This window comes from Streptomyces sp. AgN23, from assembly GCF_001598115.1.
Lineage (GTDB): Bacteria > Actinomycetota > Actinomycetes > Streptomycetales > Streptomycetaceae > Streptomyces > Streptomyces antimycoticus.
The window spans coordinates 4,117,712-4,142,403 of sequence record NZ_CP007153.1 but is presented as its reverse complement, the minus strand read 5'-3'; the positions used below and the strand labels follow the sequence as shown (position 1 = coordinate 4,142,403).

The 24,692-nt window shown below is 73.5% G+C and carries 1 protein-coding gene; it reads left to right on the top strand.

Annotation, left to right across the window (positions count from 1 at the left end; translation table 11 throughout):
- The first annotated feature begins 120 nt into the window (after window positions 1–120).
- Complete coding sequence (locus AS97_RS47390) at window positions 121–24,687, top strand: type I polyketide synthase (protein ID WP_247204405.1); 24,567 nt, start codon at window positions 121–123, stop codon at window positions 24,685–24,687.
- The last annotated feature ends 5 nt before the right edge of the window (window positions 24,688–24,692 follow it).

Here is a 24,692-nt window from a genome sequence, read left to right as displayed (position 1 = left end):
TGATAGGGGTCCATAGGGGGTTTGAAGGGGTTTCTAGCCGCCCTGCCCTGTGTAAAGCTGACGTACGGTCTTGGTGTTATGTCTGCGAGGGTAATGGGGCGCGCGATGGTGAGTGAGTCCGTGGATTTCACGCCCGAGCACACCGAAATGGGGGGCACGAGCCCCCAGGGAACGTCCCCGTGGCGGGACCGGCTCGCCCAGATTCCCGAGGCCGAGCGCGCCGAGGCCCTCACCGCCTGGGTCGGCGAGATCGTCGAGCAGGCCCTCAAGGACAAGGCGCCGGATGTCCTCGACCCCGAGCGCCCCTTCCTCGACCTGGGCTTCGACTCCCTCGCCACCGTTGATCTGCACGCCCGGCTGACCGCCGCCACCGGACTGCGACTGCCGGTCACCCTCGCCTTCGACCACCCCACCCCCGCCGACCTCGCCCGCCATGTGCGCGCCGAACTGCTGGGGGAGAACGACGGTCCCGACGCGTCCCCGGCCGACGCCACAATGGGTCCGATCGCCGCCGACGAGCCCATCGCCATTGTCGGAATGAGCTGCCGATTCCCCGGTTCGGTCGGCTCTCCCGAAGAACTGTGGGAAATCGTCGCGGGCGGAAAAGACGTCATCTCCGAATTCCCGGTGACCCGGGGCTGGGATCTCGCCGGGCTTTACGACCCCGACCCGGACAAGGCAGGCAGCAGCTATACCCGCGAAGGCGGATTCCTGCACGACGCCGATGAGTTCGATCCGGCGTTCTTCGGTATTTCGCCGCGCGAGGCCCTCGCGATGGACCCGCAGCAGCGGCTGCTGATGGAGACCTCCTGGGAGGTCTTCGAACGCGCCGGTATCGACCCCGCGACCCTCCGGGGCGGCCGGGCCGGTGTGTTCGTCGGCGCCGAGACCCAGGACTACGGCCCCCGGCTGCACGAGGCCGAGCAGGGCTTCGAGGGCTATCTGGTCACCGGCAACGCCGCCAGCGTCGCCTCCGGCCGGATCGCCTACACCTTCGGCTTCGAAGGCCCCACCGTCACCGTCGACACCGCGTGCTCCTCCTCCCTGGTCGCGCTCCACCTGGCCGTCCAGGCGCTGCGCGCGGGCGAGTGCACGATGGCGCTCGCCGGTGGCGCGGCCGTCATGGCCAACCCCGGTTCGTTCATCGCCTTCAGCCGCCAGCGCGGCCTCGCCGCCGACGGACGCTGCAAGCCGTTCGCCGCCGCCGCCGACGGCACCGCCTGGGGCGAGGGCGTCGGCATGCTGCTCGTCGAACGGCTCTCGGACGCCCAGAAGAACGGCCACCGGGTCCTCGCCGTCGTCCGCGGCACCGCCATCAACCAGGACGGCGCCAGCAACGGCCTCACCGCCCCCAGCGGCCCCGCCCAGCAGCGCGTCATCCGCCAGGCCCTCGCCAACGCCGGACTCTCGTCCGGTGACGTCGACGTCGTGGAGGCCCACGGCACCGGTACGACGCTGGGCGACCCCATCGAGGCCCAGGCGCTGCTCGCCACCTACGGCCAGGAGCGCGCGGCGGACCGGCCGCTGTGGCTCGGCTCGCTCAAGTCCAACATCGGCCACACCCAGTCCGCGGCCGGTGTCGGCGGCATCATCAAGATGGTCATGGCGATGCGCCACGGCGTCCTGCCGCGCTCCCTGCACATCGACGAGCCGACCCCGCATGTCGACTGGACCGCCGGTGACATCGAGCTGCTGACCGAGGCGCGGGCATGGCCGGAGAACGACCGCCCGCGCCGCGCGGCCGTCTCCTCGTTCGGCATGAGCGGCACCAACGCCCACGCCATCATCGAACAGCCGCCGGCCGACGGCGAGGAGCGAAGCGAGGCCGAGGCCCCCGACGGCCAGGGCTCCGCGGAACCCGCCGTCCTGCCCTGGACCCTGTCCGCGAAGACCACCGACGCCCTCCGCGGCCAGGCCGAGCGGCTGCACACGCTGCTGGAGGCCGACCCCGGGCTCGCCCTCACCGACATCGGCCACTCCCTGGCCACCACCCGCGCCACCTTCGAACAGCGCGCCGTGCTCCTGGCCGGCGACCGCGACGGCTTCCTCTCCGCCCTGCGCACCCTCGCCGAGGACGGCGACGGACCGACCGTCGTCCGCGGCGCCCCCGTCGCCGGAAAGCTCGCCCTGCTCTTCACCGGACAGGGCAGCCAGCGCCTCGACATGGGCCGCGAGCTCTACGACGCCTACCCCGTCTTCGCCGAAGCCCTCGACGACGCCTGCTGGTACCTCGAGGAGCAGCTCGAACACCCGCTGCTCGACGTGCTCTTCGCCGAGGAGGGCAGCCCCGAGGCCGCCCTCCTGGACCGCACCGACTACACCCAGCCCGCCCTGTTCGCCGTCGAGGTCGCGCTCTACCGCCTCGTCGAATCCTGGGGACTGCGCCCCGAACTGCTCGCCGGACACTCCATCGGCGAACTCGCGGCCGCCCATGTGGCGGGTGTGCTGTCCCTGGAGGACGCCGCCGCGCTGGTGGCGGCGCGTGGGCGGTTGATGCAGGAGCTTCCGGCCGGTGGCGCGATGATCGCGGTGCAGGCGTCGGAGGACGAGGTGCTGCCGCTGCTCGCCGGACGCGAGGACCGGATCGGCATCGCCGCCGTCAACGGCCCCCGCTCCGTCGTCGTCTCGGGCGAGGAGAACGCGGCGCTGGAGATCGCGGCGTCCTTCGAGGAGTGGGGCCGCAAGACCAAGCGGCTCACCGTGAGCCACGCGTTCCACTCCCCGCTGATGGAGGGCATGCTCGCCGAATTCCGGCGCGTCGCCCAGGTGCTGGAGTACGCACCGCCGCGCATCCCCGTGGTCTCCACCGTCACCGGGCGCGTCGCCACCGCCGAGGAGCTGTGCTCGCCCGAGTACTGGGTGCGCCATGTCCGGGAGGCCGTCCGCTTCCTGGACGGTGTGCGGACGCTGGCCGACAAGGGCGCCACCACCTTCCTGGAGTTCGGCCCCGACGCCGTGCTCACCGCCATGGCCCAGGACTGCCTGCCCGACGCCGACGGCACCGCCTACGCCGCGACGCTGCGCGGCGGGCGCCCCGAGGCCGAAACCCTGACCGGGGCCGTGGCGCTGGCGTACGTCCGGGGCAAGAAGGCCGACTGGGCCGCCCCGTACGCCACCACCGGCGCCCGCACGATCGACCTGCCCACCTACGCCTTCCAGCGCCAGCGGTACTGGCTCAACGCCCCGGCCCCGGCCCTGCCGGGATCGGCGGAGGCTGCCGCGTCGGGTTCGGCGGTCGATGGGCGGTTCTGGGATGTGGTGGAGCGCGGGGATGTGGCCGCGTTGGCGGCGGAGCTGGCGGTGGATCCGGGGGTTTCGCTGGGTGAGGTGCTGCCTGCGTTGTCGTCGTGGCGGCGGCAGGAGTCGGTGCGTTCTGCGGTGGATGGGTGGCGTTACCGGGTGGTGTGGAAGCCGGTGACGGAGCGGTCTTCGGTTGGGGTGTCGGGTGGCTGCTGGGTGGTTGTGGTCCCGGTGGAGGGGGCCGGGGGTGTGTGGGCCACGGGTGTGGTGCGGATGCTGGCCGGGCGTGGTGTGGATGTGCGTGTGGTCGAGTCGGTTGCGGCGGACCGGGCCGGGATGGCGGATGAGCTGCGTACGGCGGTCGTGGGCGGTTCGGTGACGGGTGTGGTGTCGCTTCTGGCGGTGGGCGAGGGTGCGGGTGCGGTCGACGATGAGGCGGGTCTGCTGCGGACGGCCGCGTTGGTGCAGGCGTTGGGTGATGCGGGTGTGGGTGCGGCGCCGTTGTGGGTGGCGACGCGGGGTGCGGTGTCGGTGGGGCGTTCGGATGGTGTGGTGAGCCCGGGCCAGGCGCTGGTGTGGGGGCTTGGCCGGGTGGCGGCGTTGGAGCTGCCGGAGCGCTGGGGTGGTCTGGTCGATCTGCCGGAGTCGGTGGATGAGCGGGTGCTGGGGCGGCTGGCGGGTGTGCTGGCCGGGGCCGGTGGCGAGGATCAGGTCGCGGTGCGCGGCTCGGGTGTCTTCGGACGCCGGCTGGTGCGGGCGGCCGCGGCGGGGTCGGCAACGGGTTCGGCCTCCGAGGGCTCGTGGTCGCCGGGTGCTGGGTCGGTGCTGGTCACGGGCGGTACAGGCGCGTTGGGTGCGCGGCTGGCCCGCTGGCTGGTGGCGAACGGTGCCGAGCATGTGGTGCTCACCAGTCGCCGGGGGCTGGAGGCTCCGGGCGCGGTGGAGCTGCGGGATGAGCTGGCGGCGTCGGGTGCTCGGGTGACCGTTGCCGCGTGTGATGTGGCGGACCGGGACGCGCTCGCGGAACTGCTGGCCGGGCTGCCGGAGGAGCTTCCGCTGACCGCCGTCGTCCACGCGGCCGGTGTGCTCGACGACGGCGTACTGGACTCGCTCACGCCCGAGCGGTTCGCCTCGGTGCTCCGGGCGAAGGTCAACGCCGCGCGCCATCTGGACGAGCTGACGCGCGACCTGGACCTTTCGGCGTTTGTGCTCTTCTCCTCGATCACCGGGTCGGTGGGCGCCGCCGGGCAGGGCAACTACGCGGCGGCCAACGCCTACTTGGACGCGCTGGCCGAGCGGCGCCGCGCCCAGGGCTTGCCCGCCACCTCGATCGCCTGGGGCCCGTGGGCCGAGGGCGGCATGGCGGGTGACGACGCCATGGAGCGGCGGATGCGCCGCGAGGGCATGCCACCGATGGCGCCCGAATCCGCCGTCGCCGCCCTGCGGCAGGCGCTGGAGCTCGATGACACCGCCGTGACGGTCGCGGACATCGACTGGGAGAACTTCGCCCGCACTCTGACCGCCGTACGGCCGAGCCCGCTGATCGCCGAGCTGGCGGCGGCGGAGGCCGGGCCGCGCGCCGCGACCGGCGCCGACACCGGACAGGTCGTCACCGATGCCGACTCCGCCACCCCGCTCGGCGAGCGCCTGCGCGGCCTTTCGAGGGCCGAACAGGATCGTGCGCTGCTGGAGTTGGTGCGGGCGCAGGTCGCGTCGGTGCTGGGGCATGGTGGGGCCGAGGCGGTCGAGGCCGGACGTGCCTTCAAGGAGCTGGGCTTCGACTCGCTGGCCGCGATCGAGCTGCGCAACCGGCTGAACGCGGCGACCGGCCTGCGGCTGGCCGCCACGCTCATCTACGACTACCCGAACGCCACCGCTCTCGCGGACCATCTGCGGACGGAGTTGCTGGGCGTGGACGCCGCTGCGGGCGGCGATGTGGCCGCGCCGGCGGTCGCGGTGGCCGACGATCCGATCGCGATCGTGGCGATGAGCTGCCGTTTCCCGGGTGGGGTGCGGTCGCCCGAGGAGCTGTGGGAGCTTCTGGCGGCGGGTGGCGACGCCATCGCGGAGTTCCCGTCGGACCGTGGCTGGGATCTGGCGGGGCTGTACGACCCGGACCCGGACCGTCAGGGGACGTCGTACGCGCGTGAGGGTGGTTTCCTCTACGACGCCGGGGACTTCGATGCCTCGTTCTTCGGGATCTCGCCGCGTGAGGCGCTGGCGATGGACCCGCAGCAGCGGTTGCTGCTGGAGACGTCGTGGGAGGCGTTCGAGCGCGCGGGCATCGACCCGGGTGCGCTGCGCGGTCAGCAGATCGGCGTCTTCGCCGGGACCAACGGCCAGGACTATCTGTCGCTGCTGATGCAGGCGCCCGAGGGTCTGGAGGGCCATCTGGGCACGGGCAACGCGGCGAGCGTGGTGTCCGGCCGGGTGGCGTACACCTTCGGTCTGGAGGGCCCGGCGGTGACGGTGGACACGGCGTGTTCGTCGTCGCTGGTGGCTCTGCACATGGCGGTTCAGGCGCTGCGCGGCGGCGAGTGCACGATGGCGCTCGCCGGTGGCGTCACGGTGATGTCCACGCCGGAGGCGTTCGTGGACTTCAGCCGTCAGCGCGGGCTGGCGGAGGACGGCCGGATCAAGGCGTTCGCGGCCGGGGCCGATGGCACCGGCTGGGGCGAGGGCGTCGGCATGCTGCTGGTCGAGCGGCTGTCGGATGCGCGGCGCAATGGCCATCCGGTGCTTGCGGTGGTGCGGGGCTCGGCGATCAACCAGGATGGTGCGTCGAACGGTCTGACGGCGCCGAACGGTCCGTCTCAGCAGCGTGTCATCCGGCAGGCGCTGACCAGCGCCGGGCTGTCGGCCGGCGATGTGGATGTGGTCGAGGCGCACGGTACGGGGACGACGCTGGGTGATCCGATCGAGGCGCAGGCGCTGTTGGCCACGTACGGTCAGGAGCGGGCTGGGGGCCGGCCGTTGTGGCTGGGCTCGATCAAGTCCAACATCGGTCATACGCAGGCGGCGGCCGGTGTCGCGGGCATCATCAAGATGGTGCTGGCGATGCGGCACGGGGTGTTGCCGCAGACGCTGCATGTGGACGCGCCGTCGCCGCATGTGGATTGGTCGGCGGGGGCCGTCTCGCTGCTGACGGAGCAGGTTGAGTGGCCGGAGACCGGTCGTCCGCGCCGCGCGGGCGTGTCGTCCTTCGGGCTCAGTGGCACCAACGCGCACACCATCATCGAGCAGGCCCCGGACCTTCCGGCTGCGGTCGTGGAGCCCGCGCCGCGTGATCTGCCCGTGCTGCCGTGGCTGCTGTCGGCGAAAGACGGACAGGCGCTGCACGCCCAGGCAGCACAGCTGGCCACCCATCTCCGCACCCACCCCGAACTGAGCCCGACCGACCTCGCCTTCTCGCTCGCCACCAGCCGCACCGCGCTGGAACAGCGCGCGGCGCTCATCACCACCGACCGCGAGACGTTCCTCGCGGGCCTGGACGCCGTGGCTCGGGGTGAGTCTGCCTCGGGTGTGGTCGAGGGGGCGGTTGCCGAGGGCAAGGTGGCGTTCCTGTTCACGGGGCAGGGCAGCCAGCGGCTGGGCATGGGCCGTGAGTTGTATGACGCCTATCCGGTGTTCGCGGATGCGCTGGATGAGGTGTGTGCGCATCTGGATCTGCATTTGGAGCGGCCGCTGCGGGAGGTTCTCTTCGGGGATGACGCGGCCGTACTGGACCAGACGGGGTTCACGCAGCCTGCGTTGTTCGCGGTTGAGGTGGCGCTGTTCCGGCTGGTCGAGGCGTGGGGTCTTACGCCGGACTTCCTGTCCGGGCATTCGATTGGTGAGCTGGCCGCCGCCCATGTGGCGGGTGTGCTGTCCCTGGAGGACGCCGCCGCGCTGGTGGCGGCGCGTGGGCGGTTGATGCAGGAGCTTCCGGCCGGTGGCGCGATGATCGCGGTGCAGGCGTCGGAGGACGAGGTCTCACCGCTGCTGACCGAACGGGTCAGCATTGCCGCGCTCAACGGGCCGACGTCGGTCGTGATCGCGGGTGACGAGGACGCGGCGCTGGAGATCGCCGCGTCGTTCGAGGCGCAGGGTCGGAAAACGAAGCGGCTCACGGTCAGCCATGCGTTCCACTCGCCGCGTATGGACGGGATGCTGGAGGCGTTCCGTGAGGTCGCGGAGGGGCTGTCGTACGAGGCCCCGCGCATTCCGATCGTGTCGAATCTGACCGGGACCGTGGTCTCCGCCGAGGAGATCACGACGGCCGACTTCTGGGTGCGCCACGTCCGTCAGGCCGTTCGCTTCCTCGATGGCGTGCGGACGTTGGAAGCGGAGGGTGTGACGACCTTCGTCGAACTCGGCCCCGACGGTGTCCTCTCCGCGATGGCGCAGGAGTGTGTGACCGGCGGCGAAGCCGCGTTCGCCGCCGTGCTGCGGAAGGGACGTGCGGAGGCCGAGTCGGTGACCGCCGCCCTCGCCCTGCTGCACGTCCGGGGCCAGTCCCTGGACTGGGGTGGCTACTTCGCGGGCACCGGTGCCCGGCGGGTCGAGCTGCCGACGTACGCCTTCCAGCGCACGCGGTACTGGTGGGAGGAGGCCCCGGCGGCGGAGGTCGCCGCGTCGGGCAGTGCCGTCGATGGGCGGTTCTGGGATGTGGTGGAGCGCGGGGATGTGGCCGCGTTGGCGGCGGAGCTGGCGGTGGATCCGGGGGTTTCGCTGGGTGAGGTGCTGCCTGCGTTGTCGTCGTGGCGGCGGCAGGAGTCGGTGCGTTCTGCGGTGGATGGGTGGCGTTACCGGGTGGTGTGGAAGCCGGTGACGGAGCGGTCTTCGGTTGGGGTGTCGGGTGGCTGCTGGGTGGTTGTGGTCCCGGTGGAGGGGGCCGGGGGTGTGTGGGCCACGGGTGTGGTGCGGATGCTGGCCGGGCGTGGTGTGGATGTGCGTGTGGTCGAGTCGGTTGCGGCGGACCGGGCCGGGATGGCGGATGAGCTGCGTACGGCGGTCGTGGGCGGTTCGGTGGCGGGGGTGTTCTCCCTGCTGGCGGCGGTCGACGGTGAGGCGGGTCTGCTGCGGACGGCCGCGTTGGTGCAGGCGTTGGGTGATGCGGGTGTGGGTGTGGCGCCGTTGTGGGTGGCGACGCGGGGTGCGGTGTCGGTGGGGCGTTCGGATGGTGTGGTGAGCCCGGGCCAGGCGCTGGTGTGGGGGCTTGGCCGGGTGGTGGCGTTGGAGCTGCCGGAGCGCTGGGGTGGTCTGGTCGACCTTCCCGAGACGGCCGACGAGCGTGCGCTGGGGCGGCTGGCGGGTGTGCTGGCCGGGGCCGGTGGCGAGGATCAGGTCGCGGTGCGCGGCTCGGGTGTCTTCGGACGCCGGCTGACCGAGGCTTCCGGCACCCGGATGTCGGACGACGAGGGCTGGCGGCCCTCGGGTTCGGTGTTGGTGACCGGCGGTACGGGTGCGCTGGGTGCGCGGCTGGCCCGCTGGCTGGTGGCGAACGGTGCCGAGCATGTGGTGCTCACCAGTCGCCGGGGGCTCAACGCCCCGGGCGCGATGGGGCTGCGGGATGAGCTGGCGGCGTCGGGTGCTCGGGTGACCGTTGCCGCGTGTGATGTGGCGGACCGGGACGCGCTCGCGGAACTGCTGGCGTCCATACCGGCCGAGTTCCCGCTGACCGCCGTCGTGCACGCGGCCGGTGTGCTGGACGACGGCCTTGTGGACACGCTGGACGCCGAGCGCCTGGAGCGCGTGGTGCGCGCCAAGGCCACCTCCGCGCAGAACCTCCATGAGCTGACGCGCGACCTGGACCTTTCGGCGTTCGTCCTCTTCTCCTCGTTCGCCGGGTCGGTGGGTGCCGCCGGGCAGGGCAACTACGCGGCGGCCAACGCCTACTTGGACGCGCTGGCCGAGCTGCGCCGCGCCCAGGGCTTGCCCGCCACCTCGATCGCCTGGGGCCCGTGGGCCGAGGGCGGCATGGCCGCCGACGAGGCGCTGGAGCGGCGGATGCGCCGCGACGGCGTGCCGCCCATGGCGCCCGAGTCGGCGCTCACCGCGCTGCGGCAGGCGCTGGACCTCGATGACACCGCCGTGACGGTCGCGGACATCGACTGGGACCGGTTCCTGGCCGAGTTCACCGCCGTACGGCCGAGTGCGCTGTTCGGCGAGGTACGGGCCGCGCGTCCGGCGCCCGTCGAGGGCGCGCCGCGCCCGGCCGCCACCGCCGGGACCGGCACCCTGGCGGAGCGGCTGTCCGGCCTGACGGACAACGAGCGCGCACAGACGCTGCTGGAGCTGGTGCGGACGCAGGTCGCGTCGGTGCTGGGGCACGGTGGGGCCGAGGCGGTCGAGGCCGGACGTGCCTTCAAGGAGCTGGGCTTCGACTCGCTCACCGCCGTCGAACTCCGCAACCGGCTGAACGCGGCGACCGCCCTCCGGCTGCCCGCCACGCTCATCTACGACTACCCGAACGCCACCGCCCTCGCCGACCACCTCCGCACGGAGTTGCTGGGCGCGGACGCCGCGGTGGCCGGTGGCGTGGCCGCGCCGGCGGTCGCGGTGGCCGACGATCCGATCGCGATCGTGGCGATGAGCTGCCGTTTCCCGGGTGGGGTGCGGTCGCCCGAGGAGCTGTGGGAGCTTCTGGCGGCGGGTGGCGACGCCATCGCGGAGTTCCCGTCGGACCGTGGCTGGGATCTGGCGGGGCTGTACGACCCGGACCCGGACCGTCAGGGGACGTCGTACGCGCGTGAGGGTGGTTTCCTCTACGACGCCGGGGACTTCGATGCCTCGTTCTTCGGGATCTCGCCGCGTGAGGCGCTGGCGATGGACCCGCAGCAGCGGTTGCTGCTGGAGACCTCGTGGGAGGCGTTCGAGCGCGCGGGCATCGACCCGGGTGCGCTGCGCGGTCAGCAGATCGGCGTCTTCGCCGGGACCAACGGCCAGGACTATCTGTCGCTGCTGATGCAGGCGCCCGAGGGCCTGGAGGGCCATCTGGGCACGGGCAACGCGGCGAGCGTGGTGTCCGGCCGGGTGGCGTACACCTTCGGTCTGGAGGGCCCGGCCGTCACGGTCGACACGGCCTGCTCGTCGTCGCTGGTGGCGCTGCATCTGGCGGTGCAGGCGCTGCGGCAGGGCGAGTGCACGATGGCGCTCGCGGGCGGCGTCACGGTGATGTCCACCCCCGAGAACTTCATCGACTTCAGCCGTCAGCGCGGGCTGGCGGAGGACGGCCGGATCAAGGCGTTCGCGGCCGGGGCCGATGGCACCGGCTGGGGCGAGGGCGTCGGCATGCTGCTCGTGGAGCGGCTGTCGGATGCGCGGCGCAATGGCCATCTGGTGCTTGCGGTGGTGCGGGGCTCGGCGATCAACCAGGATGGTGCGTCGAACGGTCTGACGGCGCCGAACGGTCCGTCTCAGCAGCGTGTCATCCGGCAGGCGCTGACCAGCGCCGGGCTGTCGGCGGGCGATGTGGATGTGGTCGAGGCGCACGGTACGGGGACGACGCTGGGTGATCCGATCGAGGCGCAGGCGCTGTTGGCCACGTACGGTCAGGAGCGGGCTGGGGGCCGGCCGTTGTGGCTGGGCTCGATCAAGTCCAACATCGGTCATACGCAGGCGGCGGCCGGTGTCGCGGGCATCATCAAGATGGTGCTGGCGATGCGGCACGGGGTGTTGCCGCAGACGCTGCATGTGGACGCGCCGTCGCCGCATGTGGATTGGTCGGCGGGGGCCGTCTCGCTGCTGACGGAGCAGGTTGAGTGGCCGGAGACCGGTCGTCCGCGCCGTGCGGGTATCTCCTCGTTCGGCATCAGTGGCACCAACGCGCACACCATCATCGAGCAGGCCCCGGACCCGGTCCCGGCGCTTCCGGCCGCCCCGGCCGAGACGCCCGAGCGGAACGGCCTCGATGGCCTCCTGCCGTTCGTCCTGTCGGCCAAGAACGCCGAGGCGCTGCGGGAGCAGGCCGCGCGGCTGCACACCTACCTCGCGTCGCGGCCGGAGTCGGCGCCGCTCGACGTCGCCCACGCCCTGGCCGTCGGCCGCGCCGCCCTGGAGCGGCGTGCGGTGCTGACCGTCGGCGACCGGGACGAGCTGCTGCGGTCGCTCGACGCCGTGGCTCGGGGTGAGTCTGCCTCGGGTGTGGTCGAGGGGGTGGTTGCCGAGGGCAGGGTGGCGTTCCTGTTCACGGGGCAGGGCAGCCAGCGGCTGGGCATGGGCCGTGAGTTGTATGACGCCTATCCGATGTTCGCGGATGCGCTGGATGAGGTGTGCGCGCATCTGGATCTGCATCTGGAGCGGCCGCTGCGCGAGGTTCTCTTCGGGGATGACGCGGCCGTACTGGACCAGACGGGGTTCACGCAGCCTGCGTTGTTCGCGGTTGAGGTGGCGCTGTTCCGGCTGGTCGAGGCGTGGGGTCTGACGCCGGACTTCCTGTCCGGGCATTCGATTGGTGAGCTGGCCGCCGCCCATGTGGCGGGTGTGCTCTCGCTCGCGGACGCCGCCGCGCTGGTGGCGGCGCGTGGGCGGTTGATGCAGGAGCTTCCGGCCGGTGGCGCGATGATCGCGGTGCAGGCGTCGGAGGACGAGGTGCTGCCGCTGCTGACCGAACGGGTCAGCATTGCCGCGCTGAACGGGCCGACGTCGGTCGTGGTCGCGGGCGACGAGGACGCGGCGCTGGAGATCGCCGCGTCGTTCGAGGCGCAGGGTCGGAAAACGAAGCGGCTCACGGTCAGCCACGCGTTCCACTCGCCGCGTATGGACGGGATGCTGGAGGCGTTCCGTGAGGTCGCGGAGGGGCTGTCGTACGAGGCCCCGCGCATTCCGATCGTCTCCAACCTCACCGGTTCCGTCGTCTCCGCTGAGGAGATCACCAGCCCCGACTTCTGGGTGCGCCACGTCCGTCAGGCCGTCCGCTTCCTCGACGGCGTCCGCACCTTGGAAGCCCAGGGTGTGACCACCTTCGTCGAACTCGGCCCCGACGGCGTGCTCTCCGCGATGGCGCAGGAGTGTGTGACCGGCGAGGACACCGCGTTCGCCGCCGCGCTGCGCAAGGACCGCCCGGAGGCCGAGGCGCTGCTCTCGGCCGTCGCGCGGGCGCATGTCCGTGGGGTGACGCCGGACTGGACGGCCCTCTTCGCCGGTGCGGGCGTCGCCCCCGTGGACCCGGCCGAGCTTCCCACCTACGCCTTCCAGCGCCAGCGCTACTGGCCCAGCGCCGCCGCCCTCGCGGCGGGCGACCCCGAGTCGATCGGGCTGGGCGACATCGACCATCCGCTCCTCGGCGCCGCCGTCGCGCTCGCCGACGCCGATGGACTCCTGCTCACGGGTGTGCTCTCCACCCGTACGCATCCCTGGCTGGCCGACCACGCGGTCATGGGCACCGTGCTGCTGCCCGGTACGGCCTTCGTCGAGCTGGCCGGCGCCGCAGGCGCCCAGGTCGGCTGCGAGCGGCTGGATGAACTGACCCTGGAAGCCCCGCTCGTGCTGCCCGAGCACACCGGGGTGCGGGTGCAGCTCGTGGTGGACGGGCCGGATGAGTCCGGCCGCCGTTCCTTCAGCCTGCATTCGCGTCGGCAGGACGCGCTCGGGACCGAGCCGTGGACGCGCCACGCCACCGGTGTGCTCGCACCCGGTGCCCGGATCCCCGCGTCCGGCGAGACCGATGAGCTGGCCGTATGGCCACCGCATGGCGCGACGCCGATCGCGGTCGAGGGGCTGTACGAGGAGCTGGCCGGGGCGGGTCTCGGCTACGGGCCGGTGTTCCAGGGGCTCAAGGGCGCCTGGCGGCTCGGCGAGAACCTCTACGCGGAGGTGGGCTTCCCCGAGGGCTCGCCGCTGACGTCGGGCGCCGAGGCCGAGCGGTTCGGGCTGCACCCGGCTCTGCTGGACGCCGCGCTGCACGTCATCGGCCTCGACAGCGCCGACCGTGAGGCGGCGCTGGCCGAGGGCGCGCTGCTGCCGTTCGCCTGGAACGGCGTGCAGCTGCACGCGGCCGGGGCCGGTGCGCTCCGGGTGCGGCTGTCCGAGCGGCCGTCGAACGCGGTCTCGCTGCTGGTGGCAGACGGTACGGGCCGTCCGGTGGCCACGGTCGAGTCCGTGGCGCTGCGGGCCGCCTCCGCCGACCAGGTCCGCGCGGCGCGCGGTGGGCTGCACGAGTCGCTGTTCCGGCTGGACTGGACGGCGGTTCCGGCGCCCGCGACCGGCGCGGCCACGGGCGACTGGGCGGTGCTCGGCGCCGACGCCGATCAACTGGTCGCGCTGGAGGGCGCGTTCGGGCCGGGAATCCGGCTCGCCGCGTACCGGGATCTGTCGGTGCTGCGGACGGCGGTGGACGCCGGGGCGCCCGCGCCCGACACCGTCCTGCTGGCCGGTGCCGGTGCTGGTCTCGGTGCCGGTGTTGGCGCCGACGCGGCGGCCGTGTACGACGCCACGCAGGCCACCCTCGCCCTGCTGCAGGAGTGGCTGGCCGATGAGCGGTTCGCCGCGTCGCGCCTGGTGCTGCTGACCCGGGGCGTGGTGGAGACCGAGCCGGGGGCGGGCGTGGCGGATCTGCCGTACGCCGCCGTGCGCGGTCTGTTCCGCTCCGCGCAGTCGGAGAACCCCGGCCGTCTGGTGCTGCTGGATGTGGACGGCGAGGAGGGCTCGTACCGTACGGTGCCCGCCGCGCTCGGCGTGGACGAGGCGGAGCTGGCGCTGCGCGCGGGCGTGGCGCTCGCGCCCCGGCTGGCCCGGGTGCCGGTCACCGAGAACACCGCTGACACCGACGCGGATACCGTCACCGCCCCGTCGTACGACCCCAACGGCACCGTACTGATCACCGGCGCCGGCGGCACCCTCGGCGGCCTCTTCGCCCGCCACCTGGTCTCCGCCCACGGCGTACGGCGACTCCTGCTGGTCAGCCGCCGTGGCGCCGACGCCGACGGCGCCCAGGAGCTGGCCGCCGATCTCACGGCGGCCGGTGCCACCGTGACCTGGGCGGCCTGCGATGTGGCCGACCGCGACGCGCTCGCCGCGACCCTGGCCGCCATCCCGGCCGAGCATCCGCTGACCGCCGTGGTGCACACGGCGGGCGTCCTGGACGACGGCATCCTCGGCTCGCTGACGCCCGAGCGGGTGGCCCGGGTGCTGCGTCCCAAGGTGGACGCGGCGCTCAACCTGCACGAGCTGACCCGCGGCCACGAGCTGTCCGCGTTCGTGCTGTTCTCCGGTGCCGCCGCCGTGTTCGGTGCGCCCGGACAGGCGAGTTACGCCGCCGCCAACTCCTTCCTGGAGGCGCTCGCCCAGCACCGCGTGGCCCAGGGGCTTCCGGCCACCGCGCTGGCCTGGGGCCTGTGGGGCGGTGCGGGCATGGGCAGCGGTCTCGACGAGGTCGACCTGCGGCGCATCGCGCGCGGCGGGGTCGCCCCGATCGCCGCCGACGAGGGGCTCGCGCTCTTCGAGGCGGCCCGCGCCGACGGCGGCGCCGTGCTGTTCCCGATGCGGCTCGACTACGCGGGGCTGCGCACCGAGGCCACGGCGACCGGTACCGTCCCGGCGCTGTTCCGCGGCCTGGTGCGGACCCCGGTCCGGCGGGCCGCCGCCGCGGCCGCCACCGCCGACGGCTCCTCGCTCGCCGAGCGGCTGGCCGGGCTCGCCCGGCCCGAACAGGACCGTGAGCTGCTGGAGTTGGTATGCGGCCGGGTCGCCGTGGTGCTCGGTTACCCGGGCCCGGAGGCGGTCGAGGCCGGGCGGGCGTTCAAGGAGCTGGGCTTCGACTCGCTCACCGCCGTCGAACTCCGCAACGACCTCAAGACCGTCACCGGGCTGCGGCTCCCGGCCACGCTCGTCTTCGACTACCCGACCCCCACCGCCCTGGCCGGTCATCTGCGCGAGGCGCTGCTGGGCGCCGAGGAGACTACGGCGCCGCTCGTCCCCGTACGGACGGGCGCGGCCCCGGCGGTCGACGACGACCCGATCGTCATCGTCGGCATGAGCTGCCGCTACCCCGGCGGGGTGCGCACCCCGGAGGAGCTGTGGGAACTCGTCGCCACCGGCGGCGACGGCATCTCCGGCTTCCCCGTGGACCGTGGCTGGGACCTCGACGGTCTGTACCACCCGGACCCCGACCACGCGGGCACCTCGTACACCCGCGAGGGCGGCTTCCTGCACGACGCGGCCGACTTCGACCCGGCGTTCTTCGGGATCTCGCCGCGTGAGGCGCTGGCGATGGACCCGCAGCAGCGGTTGCTGCTGGAGACGTCGTGGGAGGCGTTCGAGCGCGCGGGCATCGACCCGGCGGCCGTGCGCGGCAGCAAGACGGGTGTGTTCGCGGGCGTCATGTACCACGACTATGTGACCGGGATCGATGGCGTCCCCGACGGTGTCGAGGGCTACATCGGCACCGGCAACGCGGGCTCCATCGCCTCGGGCCGGGTGGCGTACACCTTCGGTCTGGAGGGCCCGGCGGTCACGGTCGACACGGCGTGTTCGTCGTCGCTGGTGGCGCTGCACTGGGCGATCCAGGCGCTGCGCGCGGGCGAGTGCACCATGGCGCTGGCCGGTGGTGTGGCGGTCATGGCCACCCCCGAGACGTTCATCGACTTCAGCCGTCAGCGCGGCCTGGCCACGGATGGCCGGTGCAAGTCCTTCGCGGCGTCGGCGGACGGCACGGGCTGGGGCGAGGGTGCGGGCATGCTGCTCGTGGAGCGGCTGTCGGACGCGCGGCGCAACGGCCATCCGGTGCTTGCGGTGGTGCGGGGCTCGGCGATCAACCAGGATGGTGCGTCGAACGGTCTGACGGCGCCGAACGGTCCGTCCCAGCAGCGCGTCATCCGGCAGGCGCTGACCAGCGCCGGGCTGTCGGCGGGCGATGTGGACGTGGTCGAGGCGCACGGTACGGGGACGACGCTGGGTGATCCGATCGAGGCGCAGGCGCTGCTGGCCACGTACGGTCAGGAGCGGCCTGGGGACCGGCCGTTGTGGCTGGGCTCGATCAAGTCCAACATCGGTCATACGCAGGCCGCCGCCGGTGTCGCGGGCATCATCAAGATGGTGCTGGCGATGCGCCACGGTGTGCTGCCGCGGACGCTGCACGTGGACGCGCCCTCGACCAACGTCGACTGGGAGGACGGCGCGGTCTCGCTGCTCACGGAGCGGATGGAGTGGCCGGAGACCGGCCGTCCGCGCCGTGCGGGTATCTCCTCGTTCGGCATCAGTGGCACCAACGCGCACACCATCATCGAGCAGCCGCCGGCCGCCGAGGACCACGAGGTGGGGGCGGCGCGGCCCGCCGCCGTACCGCCGGTGCTGCCGTGGCCGCTGTCGGCCATGGGCCGGGACGCGCTGCGCGACCAGGCCCGCCACCTGCGCGACCGGCTGCGCGCCGACTCCGTTGGCGAGGACGTGGACCTGGCCAGCATCGGCTACACCCTGGCCGCCGGGCGCACCACCTTCGAGGACCGCGCGGTGCTGGTGGCCCACGGCCGCGACGGCTTCCTGCGCGCCCTGGAGGCACTGGCCTCCGGCGAACCGGCCACGGGCCTGGTGCAGGGCTCGCCGGTGGCCGGGAAGCTGGCCTTCCTGTTCACGGGGCAGGGGAGTCAGCGGCTGGGCATGGGCCGTGAGCTGTACGACGCCTATCCGGTGTTCGCGGAGGCACTGGACGAGGTGTGTGCTCATCTGGACGCGCATCTGGAGCGGCCGCTGCGGGAGGTGCTGTTCGGCGACGACGCCGCCGCGCTGGACCGGACCGGGTTCACTCAGCCCGCGCTGTTCGCCATCGAGGTGGCGCTGTTCCGGCTGGTGGAGACCTGGGGGCTGCGGCCCGACTTCCTGTCGGGCCACTCGATCGGGGAGCTGGCCGCCGCGCAGGTGGCGGGTGTGCTCTCGCTCGCGGACGCGGCGAAGCTGGTGGCCGCCCGTGGGCGGCTGATGCAGGAGCTGCCTGCCGGTGGCGCGATGATCGCCGTCCAGGCGTCCGAGGACGAGGTGCTGCCGCTGCTCAGCGAGCGCGTCTCGATCGCCGCGCTCAACGGCCCCACCTCCGTGGTCATCGCGGGTGATGAGGATGCGGCTGTCTCGATCGCGGCGACCTTCGAGGCGCAGGGTCGTAAGACGAAGCGGCTGACCGTGAGCCACGCGTTCCACTCGCCGCGTATGGACGGGATGCTGGAGGCGTTCCGTGCGGTGGCCGAGGGGCTGTCGTACGAGGCCCCGCGCATTCCGATCGTCTCCAACCTGACCGGGACCGTGGTCTCCGCTGAGGAGATCACCAGCCCGGACTTCTGGGTGCGCCACGTCCGGGAGGCCGTGCGCTTCCTCGACGGCGTACGGACGTTGGAAGCCCAGGGCGTCACCACCTACCTCGAACTCGGCCCCGACGGTGTGCTGTCCGCCATGGGCCAGGACTGCCTCGCCGAGGGCGACGCGGCGACGGCCTTCGTCGCCGCCCTGCGCGGCGGCCGTCCCGAGGCCGAGACCGTCACCACCGCCCTCGCCGCCCTGCAGGTCCGGGGCGTGGCCCTGGACTGGGAGGCGTTCTACGCCGGAACCGGTGCGCGACGCGTGGAGTTGCCGACGTACGCCTTCCAGCGGCGGCGCTACTGGCTGGACGTGCGGACCTCCGCCGCCACCCCCGACGCCACCGCTCAGGACACGGTCGACGCCCGCTTCTGGGAGGCCGTCGAGCGCGCGGACCTGGCCTCGCTCGCCGAGACCCTGAACCTCGGCACCGAGGACAACGGCGCGCTGGAGGCCCTGCTGCCCTCGCTGTCGTCGTGGCGGCGGCAGCAGTCGGAGCGCTCGACGGTGGACGGCTGGCGCTACCGGGTGGTGTGGAAGCCGGTCACCGACCGCTCCGCCACGTCCCCGAGCGGCCGTTGGCTTGTGGTGGTACCGGCCGAGGCGGCCAAGGACGCCTGGGTCGCGGGTGCCGTACGGATGCTGAACGAGCGCGGTGCCGACGTGCGCCGCATCGAGCTGACCGCCGCCGACGACGACCGCGCCGCGGTGGTCGAACGGCTGGCCGGAGTCATCGGCGACGAGCCCGTAACCGGTGGCGTGCTGTCCCTGCTGGGCCTCGCGGACGGTCCGGCTTCCGCGGACGGTCCGGCTTCCGCCGACGGCGACGCGCTGCTGCGGACGGCCGCGCTGACGCAGGCCCTGGGCGACGCGGGTATCGGCGCGCCGCTGTGGGTGGCCACGCGGGGCGCGGTGGCCGTGGGCCGTTCGGACGGCACGGTCAGCCCGGAAGGGGCGCGGCTGTGGGGCCTGGGCCGGGTGGCCGCGTTGGAGCTGCCCGAGCGCTGGGGCGGTCTGGTCGACCTCCCGGAGACGGCCGATGAGCGTGCGCTGGGGCGGCTGGCCGAGGTGCTGGCCGGTGTCGGTGGCGAGGACCAGGTCGCGGTGCGGGCGTCGGGCGTGTTCGGACGTCGGCTCGTACGCGCCACCGCCTCCTCCGGCGACACATGGACGCCGGGCGCCGGAACGACCCTGGTCACCGGTGGTACGGGCGCGCTGGGCGCGCAGGTGGCCCGCTGGCTGGTCGCGGGCGGCGCCGAGCATGTGGTGCTCACCAGCCGCCGTGGCATCGACGCCCCCGGCGCCGTAGAGCTGCGCGACGAACTCGCCGCCTCCGGCGCCCGGGTGACCGTCGCCGCATGCGATGTGGCCGACCGGGACGCGCTCGCGCGGCTCCTCGCCGATCTTCCCGACGAGCTGCCGCTGACCGCCGTGGTGCACACGGCGGGGGTGCTGGACGACGGCGTGCTGGACTCGCTCACCCCCGAGCGCTTCACCTCCGTCCTGCGCGCCAAGGCGGTCGCCGCGGCCCATCTCGACGAGCTGACGCGCGACCGGGAGCTGTCGGCCTTCGTGCTGTTCTCCTCGATCAGCGGCACGTTCGGCGCCGCGGGCCAGGGCAACTACGCCGCCGCCAACGCCTATCTGGACGCGCTGGCCGAGCGGCGGCGCGCCCAGGGCCTGCCCGCCACCTCGATCGCCTGGGGCCCGTGGGCCGAGGGCGGTATGGCCACGGACGGAACGCTGGAGCAGCGTCTGCGCCGGGGCGGACTGCCGCCGATGGAGGCCGAGTTGGCGATCGGCGCGCTCCAGCGGGCGCTCGACCTCGATGACGCGGTGGTCACCGTCGCGGACGTCGACTGGGACCGGTTCGCACCGGACTTCGCTGCCGCCCGGCCCAGCCGCCTGTTCGCGGACCTTCCGGAGACCCGCGCGGCGGCGGAGGGCACCGCCGCGCCCGCGGCCGATGGCTCCTCGCTCGCCGCCCGGCTTGCCGGGTTGGGCGAGGCGGAGCGGGACCGGCTGCTGCTGGACCTGGTCCGTACGCAGGTGGCCGCGGTGCTCGGACACGACGGTTCGGAGTCCATCGCCGCCGACCGCGCCTTCGGCGAGCTGGGCTTCGACTCGCTGACCGCCGTCGAGCTGCGCAACCGGCTCGGTGCCGCCAGCGGTGTCCAGCTCCCCGCGACCCTGGTCTTCGACTATCCGACGGCCGCCGCCCTCGCGGACTATCTGCGCGGCGAGCTCATCGGGGCGGACACCACTGCCGCCGGGGCTTCGCAGCCTGCGGCCGTGACGGCGGCGGCCGATGACGACCCGATCGCGATCGTGGCGATGAGCTGCCGCTTCCCGGGGGGTGTCCGCACCCCCGAGGAGCTGTGGCAGCTGCTCACCGCGGGCGGGGACGCGATTGCCGAGTTCCCGGCCGACCGCGGCTGGGACCTGGACGCGCTCTACGACCCGGACCCCGACCGGCGGGGCACCTTCTACGCCCGCGAGGGCGGTTTCCTCTACGACGCGGGCCACTTCGACGCCCCGTTCTTCGGGATCTCGCCCCGTGAGGCGCTGGCGATGGACCCGCAGCAGCGGCTGCTGCTGGAGACCTCGTGGGAGGCGTTCGAGCGCGCGGGCATCGACCCGGCGACGCTGCGCGGCACCTCCGCCGGTGTCTTCGTCGGCTCCAACGGACAGGACTACGACGCCTCGCTGCACACCGTCCCCGAGGAGGTCGAGGGCTACCTGGGCACGGGCAACGCGGCCAGCGTGGTCTCCGGCCGGCTCGCGTACACCTTCGGTCTGGAGGGCCCGGCGGTCACTGTCGACACGGCGTGTTCGTCGTCGCTGGTGGCGCTGCACTGGGCGATCCAGGCGCTGCGCCGGGGCGAGTGCTCGCTCGCGCTCGCGGGCGGTGTGACGGTCATGTCCAGCCCCGGCGCGTACATCGAGTTCAGCCGTCAGCGCGGGCTGGCTCCGGACGGTCGCTGCAAGGCGTTCGCGGCCGGTGCGGACGGCACCGGCTGGGGTGAGGGCGTCGGCATGCTGCTCGTGGAGCGGCTCTCGGACGCCCGCCGCAACGGCCACCCGGTGCTGGCGATCGTGCGCGGAAGCGCCATCAACCAGGACGGCGCCTCCAACGGTCTGACCGCGCCCAACGGCCCCGCCCAGCAGCGCGTCATCCGCCAGGCGCTGGCCGGCGCGGGCCTGTCCGCCGCCGAGGTGGACGCCGTTGAGGCCCATGGCACCGGCACCCGGCTCGGCGACCCGATCGAGGCGCAGGCGCTGCTGGCCACCTACGGTCAGGAGCGGGACGCGGACCGGCCGCTGTGGCTGGGCGCCATCAAGTCCAACATCGGTCATACGCAGGCCGCCGCCGGTGTCGCGGGCATCATCAAGATGGTGCTGGCCATGCGCCACGGTGTGCTGCCGCGCACCCTGCACGTGGACGAGCCGTCGCCGCACGTGGACTGGTCGGCGGGCGCGGTGTCGCTGCTCACCGAGCAGGTGGAGTGGCCGGAGACCGGCCGTCCGCGCCGCGCGGGCGTCTCCTCGTTCGGCTTCAGCGGCACCAACGCCCATACGGTTCTGGAGCAGGCCCCGGCCCACGACGAGCCGGTCGACAGCACACCGCAGAGCCCGCTCGTACGGCCCGATGTGGTGGCCTGGCCGCTCTCGGCCAAGGGCGAGGACGCGCTGCGGGCCCAGGCCGAGCGGTTGCGCGCCCACCTCGAAGCCGACACCGCGCTCGGCCCCGTGGACGTGGCGTACTCCCTGGCCACCACCAGGTCCGCCCTGGAGCACCGCGCGGTGGTCCTCGGCCCGGACCGGGACCGGCTGCTCGCGGGCCTCACCGCCCTCGCGCGTGGCGAGTCCGCCGCGCAGCTGATCCGGGGTGTGCCCGCCGAGGGCCGCACGGCCGTGCTCTTCACCGGGCAGGGCAGCCAGCGGCTCGGCATGGGCCGTGAGCTGTACGAGGCCGGTCCGGTCTTCGCGGAGGCGCTGGACGCGGTCTGCGCCGAGCTGGACCGGCACCTCGAACGGCCGCTGTACGACGTGCTGTTCGGGGACGACAAGGAGTCGCTGGACCGGACCGGCTTCACCCAGCCCGCGCTGTTCGCGATCGAGGTGGCGCTGTTCCGGTTGGCCGAGGCCGCCGGGCTGCGGCCGGACGTCCTGGCCGGGCACTCCATCGGCGAGCTGGCCGCGGCGCATGTGGCCGGGGTGCTGTCGCTGGAGGACGCCGCCACGCTGGTGGCCGCCCGCGGCCGGCTGATGCAGCAACTGCCCGCCCGTGGCGCGATGATCGCGCTGCAGGCGGCGGAGGACGAGGTCGAGCCGCTGCTGACCGAGCGCGTCGGCATCGCCACGCTCAACGGGCCGACCTCGGTGGTCATCGCGGGTGACGAGGACGCGGCGCTGGAGATCGCGGCGTCGTTCGAGGCACGGGGCCGCAAGACCAAGCGGCTCACCGTGAGCCACGCGTTCCACTCCCCGCTGATGGACGGCATGCTCGCCGACTTCCGCAAGGTCGCCGAGGGGCTGACGTACCGCGCGCCGCGCATCCCGATCGTCTCCATGGTCACCGGGCAGCCGGTCGCCGACGAGCTGGGCATGGCCGCGGACTACTGGGTGCGCCATGTCCGCCACGCCGTCCGCTTCCTCGACGGTGTCCGCGCCCTGGAGGCCCAGGGCGTCACCACCTATGTCGAACTGGGCCCGGACGGGGTGCTGTCCGCCATGGCGCAGGACTGCGTCACCGCCGGAGGCGACGGCGCCCAAGAGGTGGCCTTCGTGCCCGTGCTGCGCGCCGGGCGCCCCGAGACGGAGACGCTGACCGGCGCCCTCGCCACGCTGCATGTGCGGGGCGCGGCCGTGGACTGGGAGGCGCTGTTCGCCGGAACCGGTGCGCGGCGCGTGGAGTTGCCGACGTACGCCTTCCAGCGGCGGCGCTACTGGCTCGACGGCACCCCGCGCCACACCTCCGGCGAGGCGGCCACGGCCGTCGACACGGCCGGCGCCCGGTTCTGGGAGGCCGTCGAGAGCGACGATCTCGCCTCGCTGTCGGACGCCGTGGGCATCGACGTGGACCAGCCGCTCAGCGCGCTGCTCCCGGCGCTGTCCGCGTGGCGGCGCCGCGAACGCGAGCAGTCCGCGCTCGACGGCTGGCGCTACCGCGTCACCTGGAAGCCGCTGGAGGAGCCGCGGCTCGCCGCCGCCCCCGGCGTCTGGCTGGTCGCCGAACCGGCCGCGTCCGCGGGCCGCGCCGAGACCGTGCGGCGTGTCGTGGACGCGCTGGCCGACCGGGGCGCCGACATCCGGCGCGTCGACATCACCCCGGCCGACGGCGGAGACCTCGACCGGGACGCGCTGGCCGACCGGATCCGCGAGGCGGCGGCCGACGAGCCCGTGCACGGTGTGCTGTCGCTGCTCGCGCTGGACGAGCGCCCGCACCCCGACCACCCCGCCGTGCCCACCGGGCTGCTGCGCACCGGAGTGCTGGTGCAGGCGCTCGGGGACGCGGACCTGGACGCCCCGCTGTGGTGCGCCACCACCGGCGCCGTCTCCACCGCCGCCTCGGAACCGACCGGCAGCGCCGCACAGGCGCAGCTCTGGGGCCTGGGCCGGGTGGTGGCGCTGGAGCACCCGGAGCGCTGGGGCGGTCTGATCGACCTGCCCGCGACGCTGGACGAACGGGCCGCCGACCGCCTGGCCGGTGTGCTCGGCGGACACGGCGACGACCACGAGGACCAGCTGGCGATCCGTACGGCCGGAATCCTGGCCCGCCGCCTCGCCCACGCCGAGTCCACCCCGGCCTCCGGCGCGCCCTGGCGGCCGCGGGGCACGGTCCTGGTCACCGGCGGCACCGGCGCGCTGGGCGCCCATGTGGCCCGCTGGCTGGCGGAGAACGGCGCCGAGCATCTGGTGCTCACCAGCCGCCGGGGCCCCGACGCACCCGGCGCCACCGAGCTGCGCGACGAACTCGCCGCTTCCGGCGTGCGGGTGACCGTCGCCGCCTGCGACGTCACCGACCGGGACGCGGTCGCCGGGCTGCTGGCCCGGATGCGCGACGAACACCCGGGGCATCCGCTCACCGCCGTCGTACACACGGCGGGCGTCGGGCAGTTCGCACCGCTCGCGGCGACCACCCCGGCCGAGGTCGCCGATGTGGTCGCCGCCAAGGTCGCGGGCGCGGCCCATCTGGACGCGCTGCTCGGCGACACCGAGCTGGACGCCTTCGTGCTGTTCTCCTCCATCGCCGCGGTGTGGGGCAGTGGCGGCCAGGGCGCCTACGCGGCCGGAAACGCCTTCCTCGACGCACTGGCCGAACAGCGCCGGGCCCGCGGGCTCACCGCCACCTCCGTGGCCTGGGGCCCGTGGGCGGACGGCGGACTCGTCACCGACGACGAGGCGGCCGAGCACCTGCGCCGCCGCGGCCTGCCGGTGATGGCCCCGCACTCCGCCATCGCCGCACTCCAGCAGGCGCTGGACCGGAACGAGACCGTGGTGACGGTGGCCGATGTCGACTGGGACCGCTTCGCCCCCACCTTCACGGCGGCCCGCCCCTGCCCGCTCATCGCCGATCTGCCCGAGGTCCGCGCCGCCCTGGCACCGGACCCGGCGGAGGGCGCGGACGGCGGCCCGGCCGAGGCATCGGCGGAGTCCCTGCGGCAGCGGCTCACCGGGCTCACCGGATCCGAGGCCGACAAGGTCCTGCTCGACCTGGTCCGTACGGAGGTCGCCGCCGTCCTCGGACACGACGACACCACGGCCGTCCAGGCGGGCCGGGCCTTCAAGGAGCTGGGCTTCGACTCCCTCACCGCCGTCGAACTCCGCAACCGGCTGAACGCGGTCACCGGGCTCCAGCTCACCGCCACCCTGGTCTTCGACCACCCGACGCCCGGCGCGCTTGCCGATGTGCTGCGCGCCGACCTGCTCGGCGAGGACACCACGCCCGAACTCCCGGCCCTCGCCGAAATCGACAAGCTGGAATTCACCCTTTCCCACGTCTCCGATGACGCGACGGAACGCGAACGGGTCACCGCACGACTCGAAGCGCTGCTGCGGACATGGAACGAGACCGAGAGCGCGGCGGGCGCCGACGGCGGCGAGGACGATGAACTCGCCCTCGACGCCGCCTCCGCCGAAGACATCTTCGACATCATCAACAATGAATTCGGAAGGTCCTGACGTGA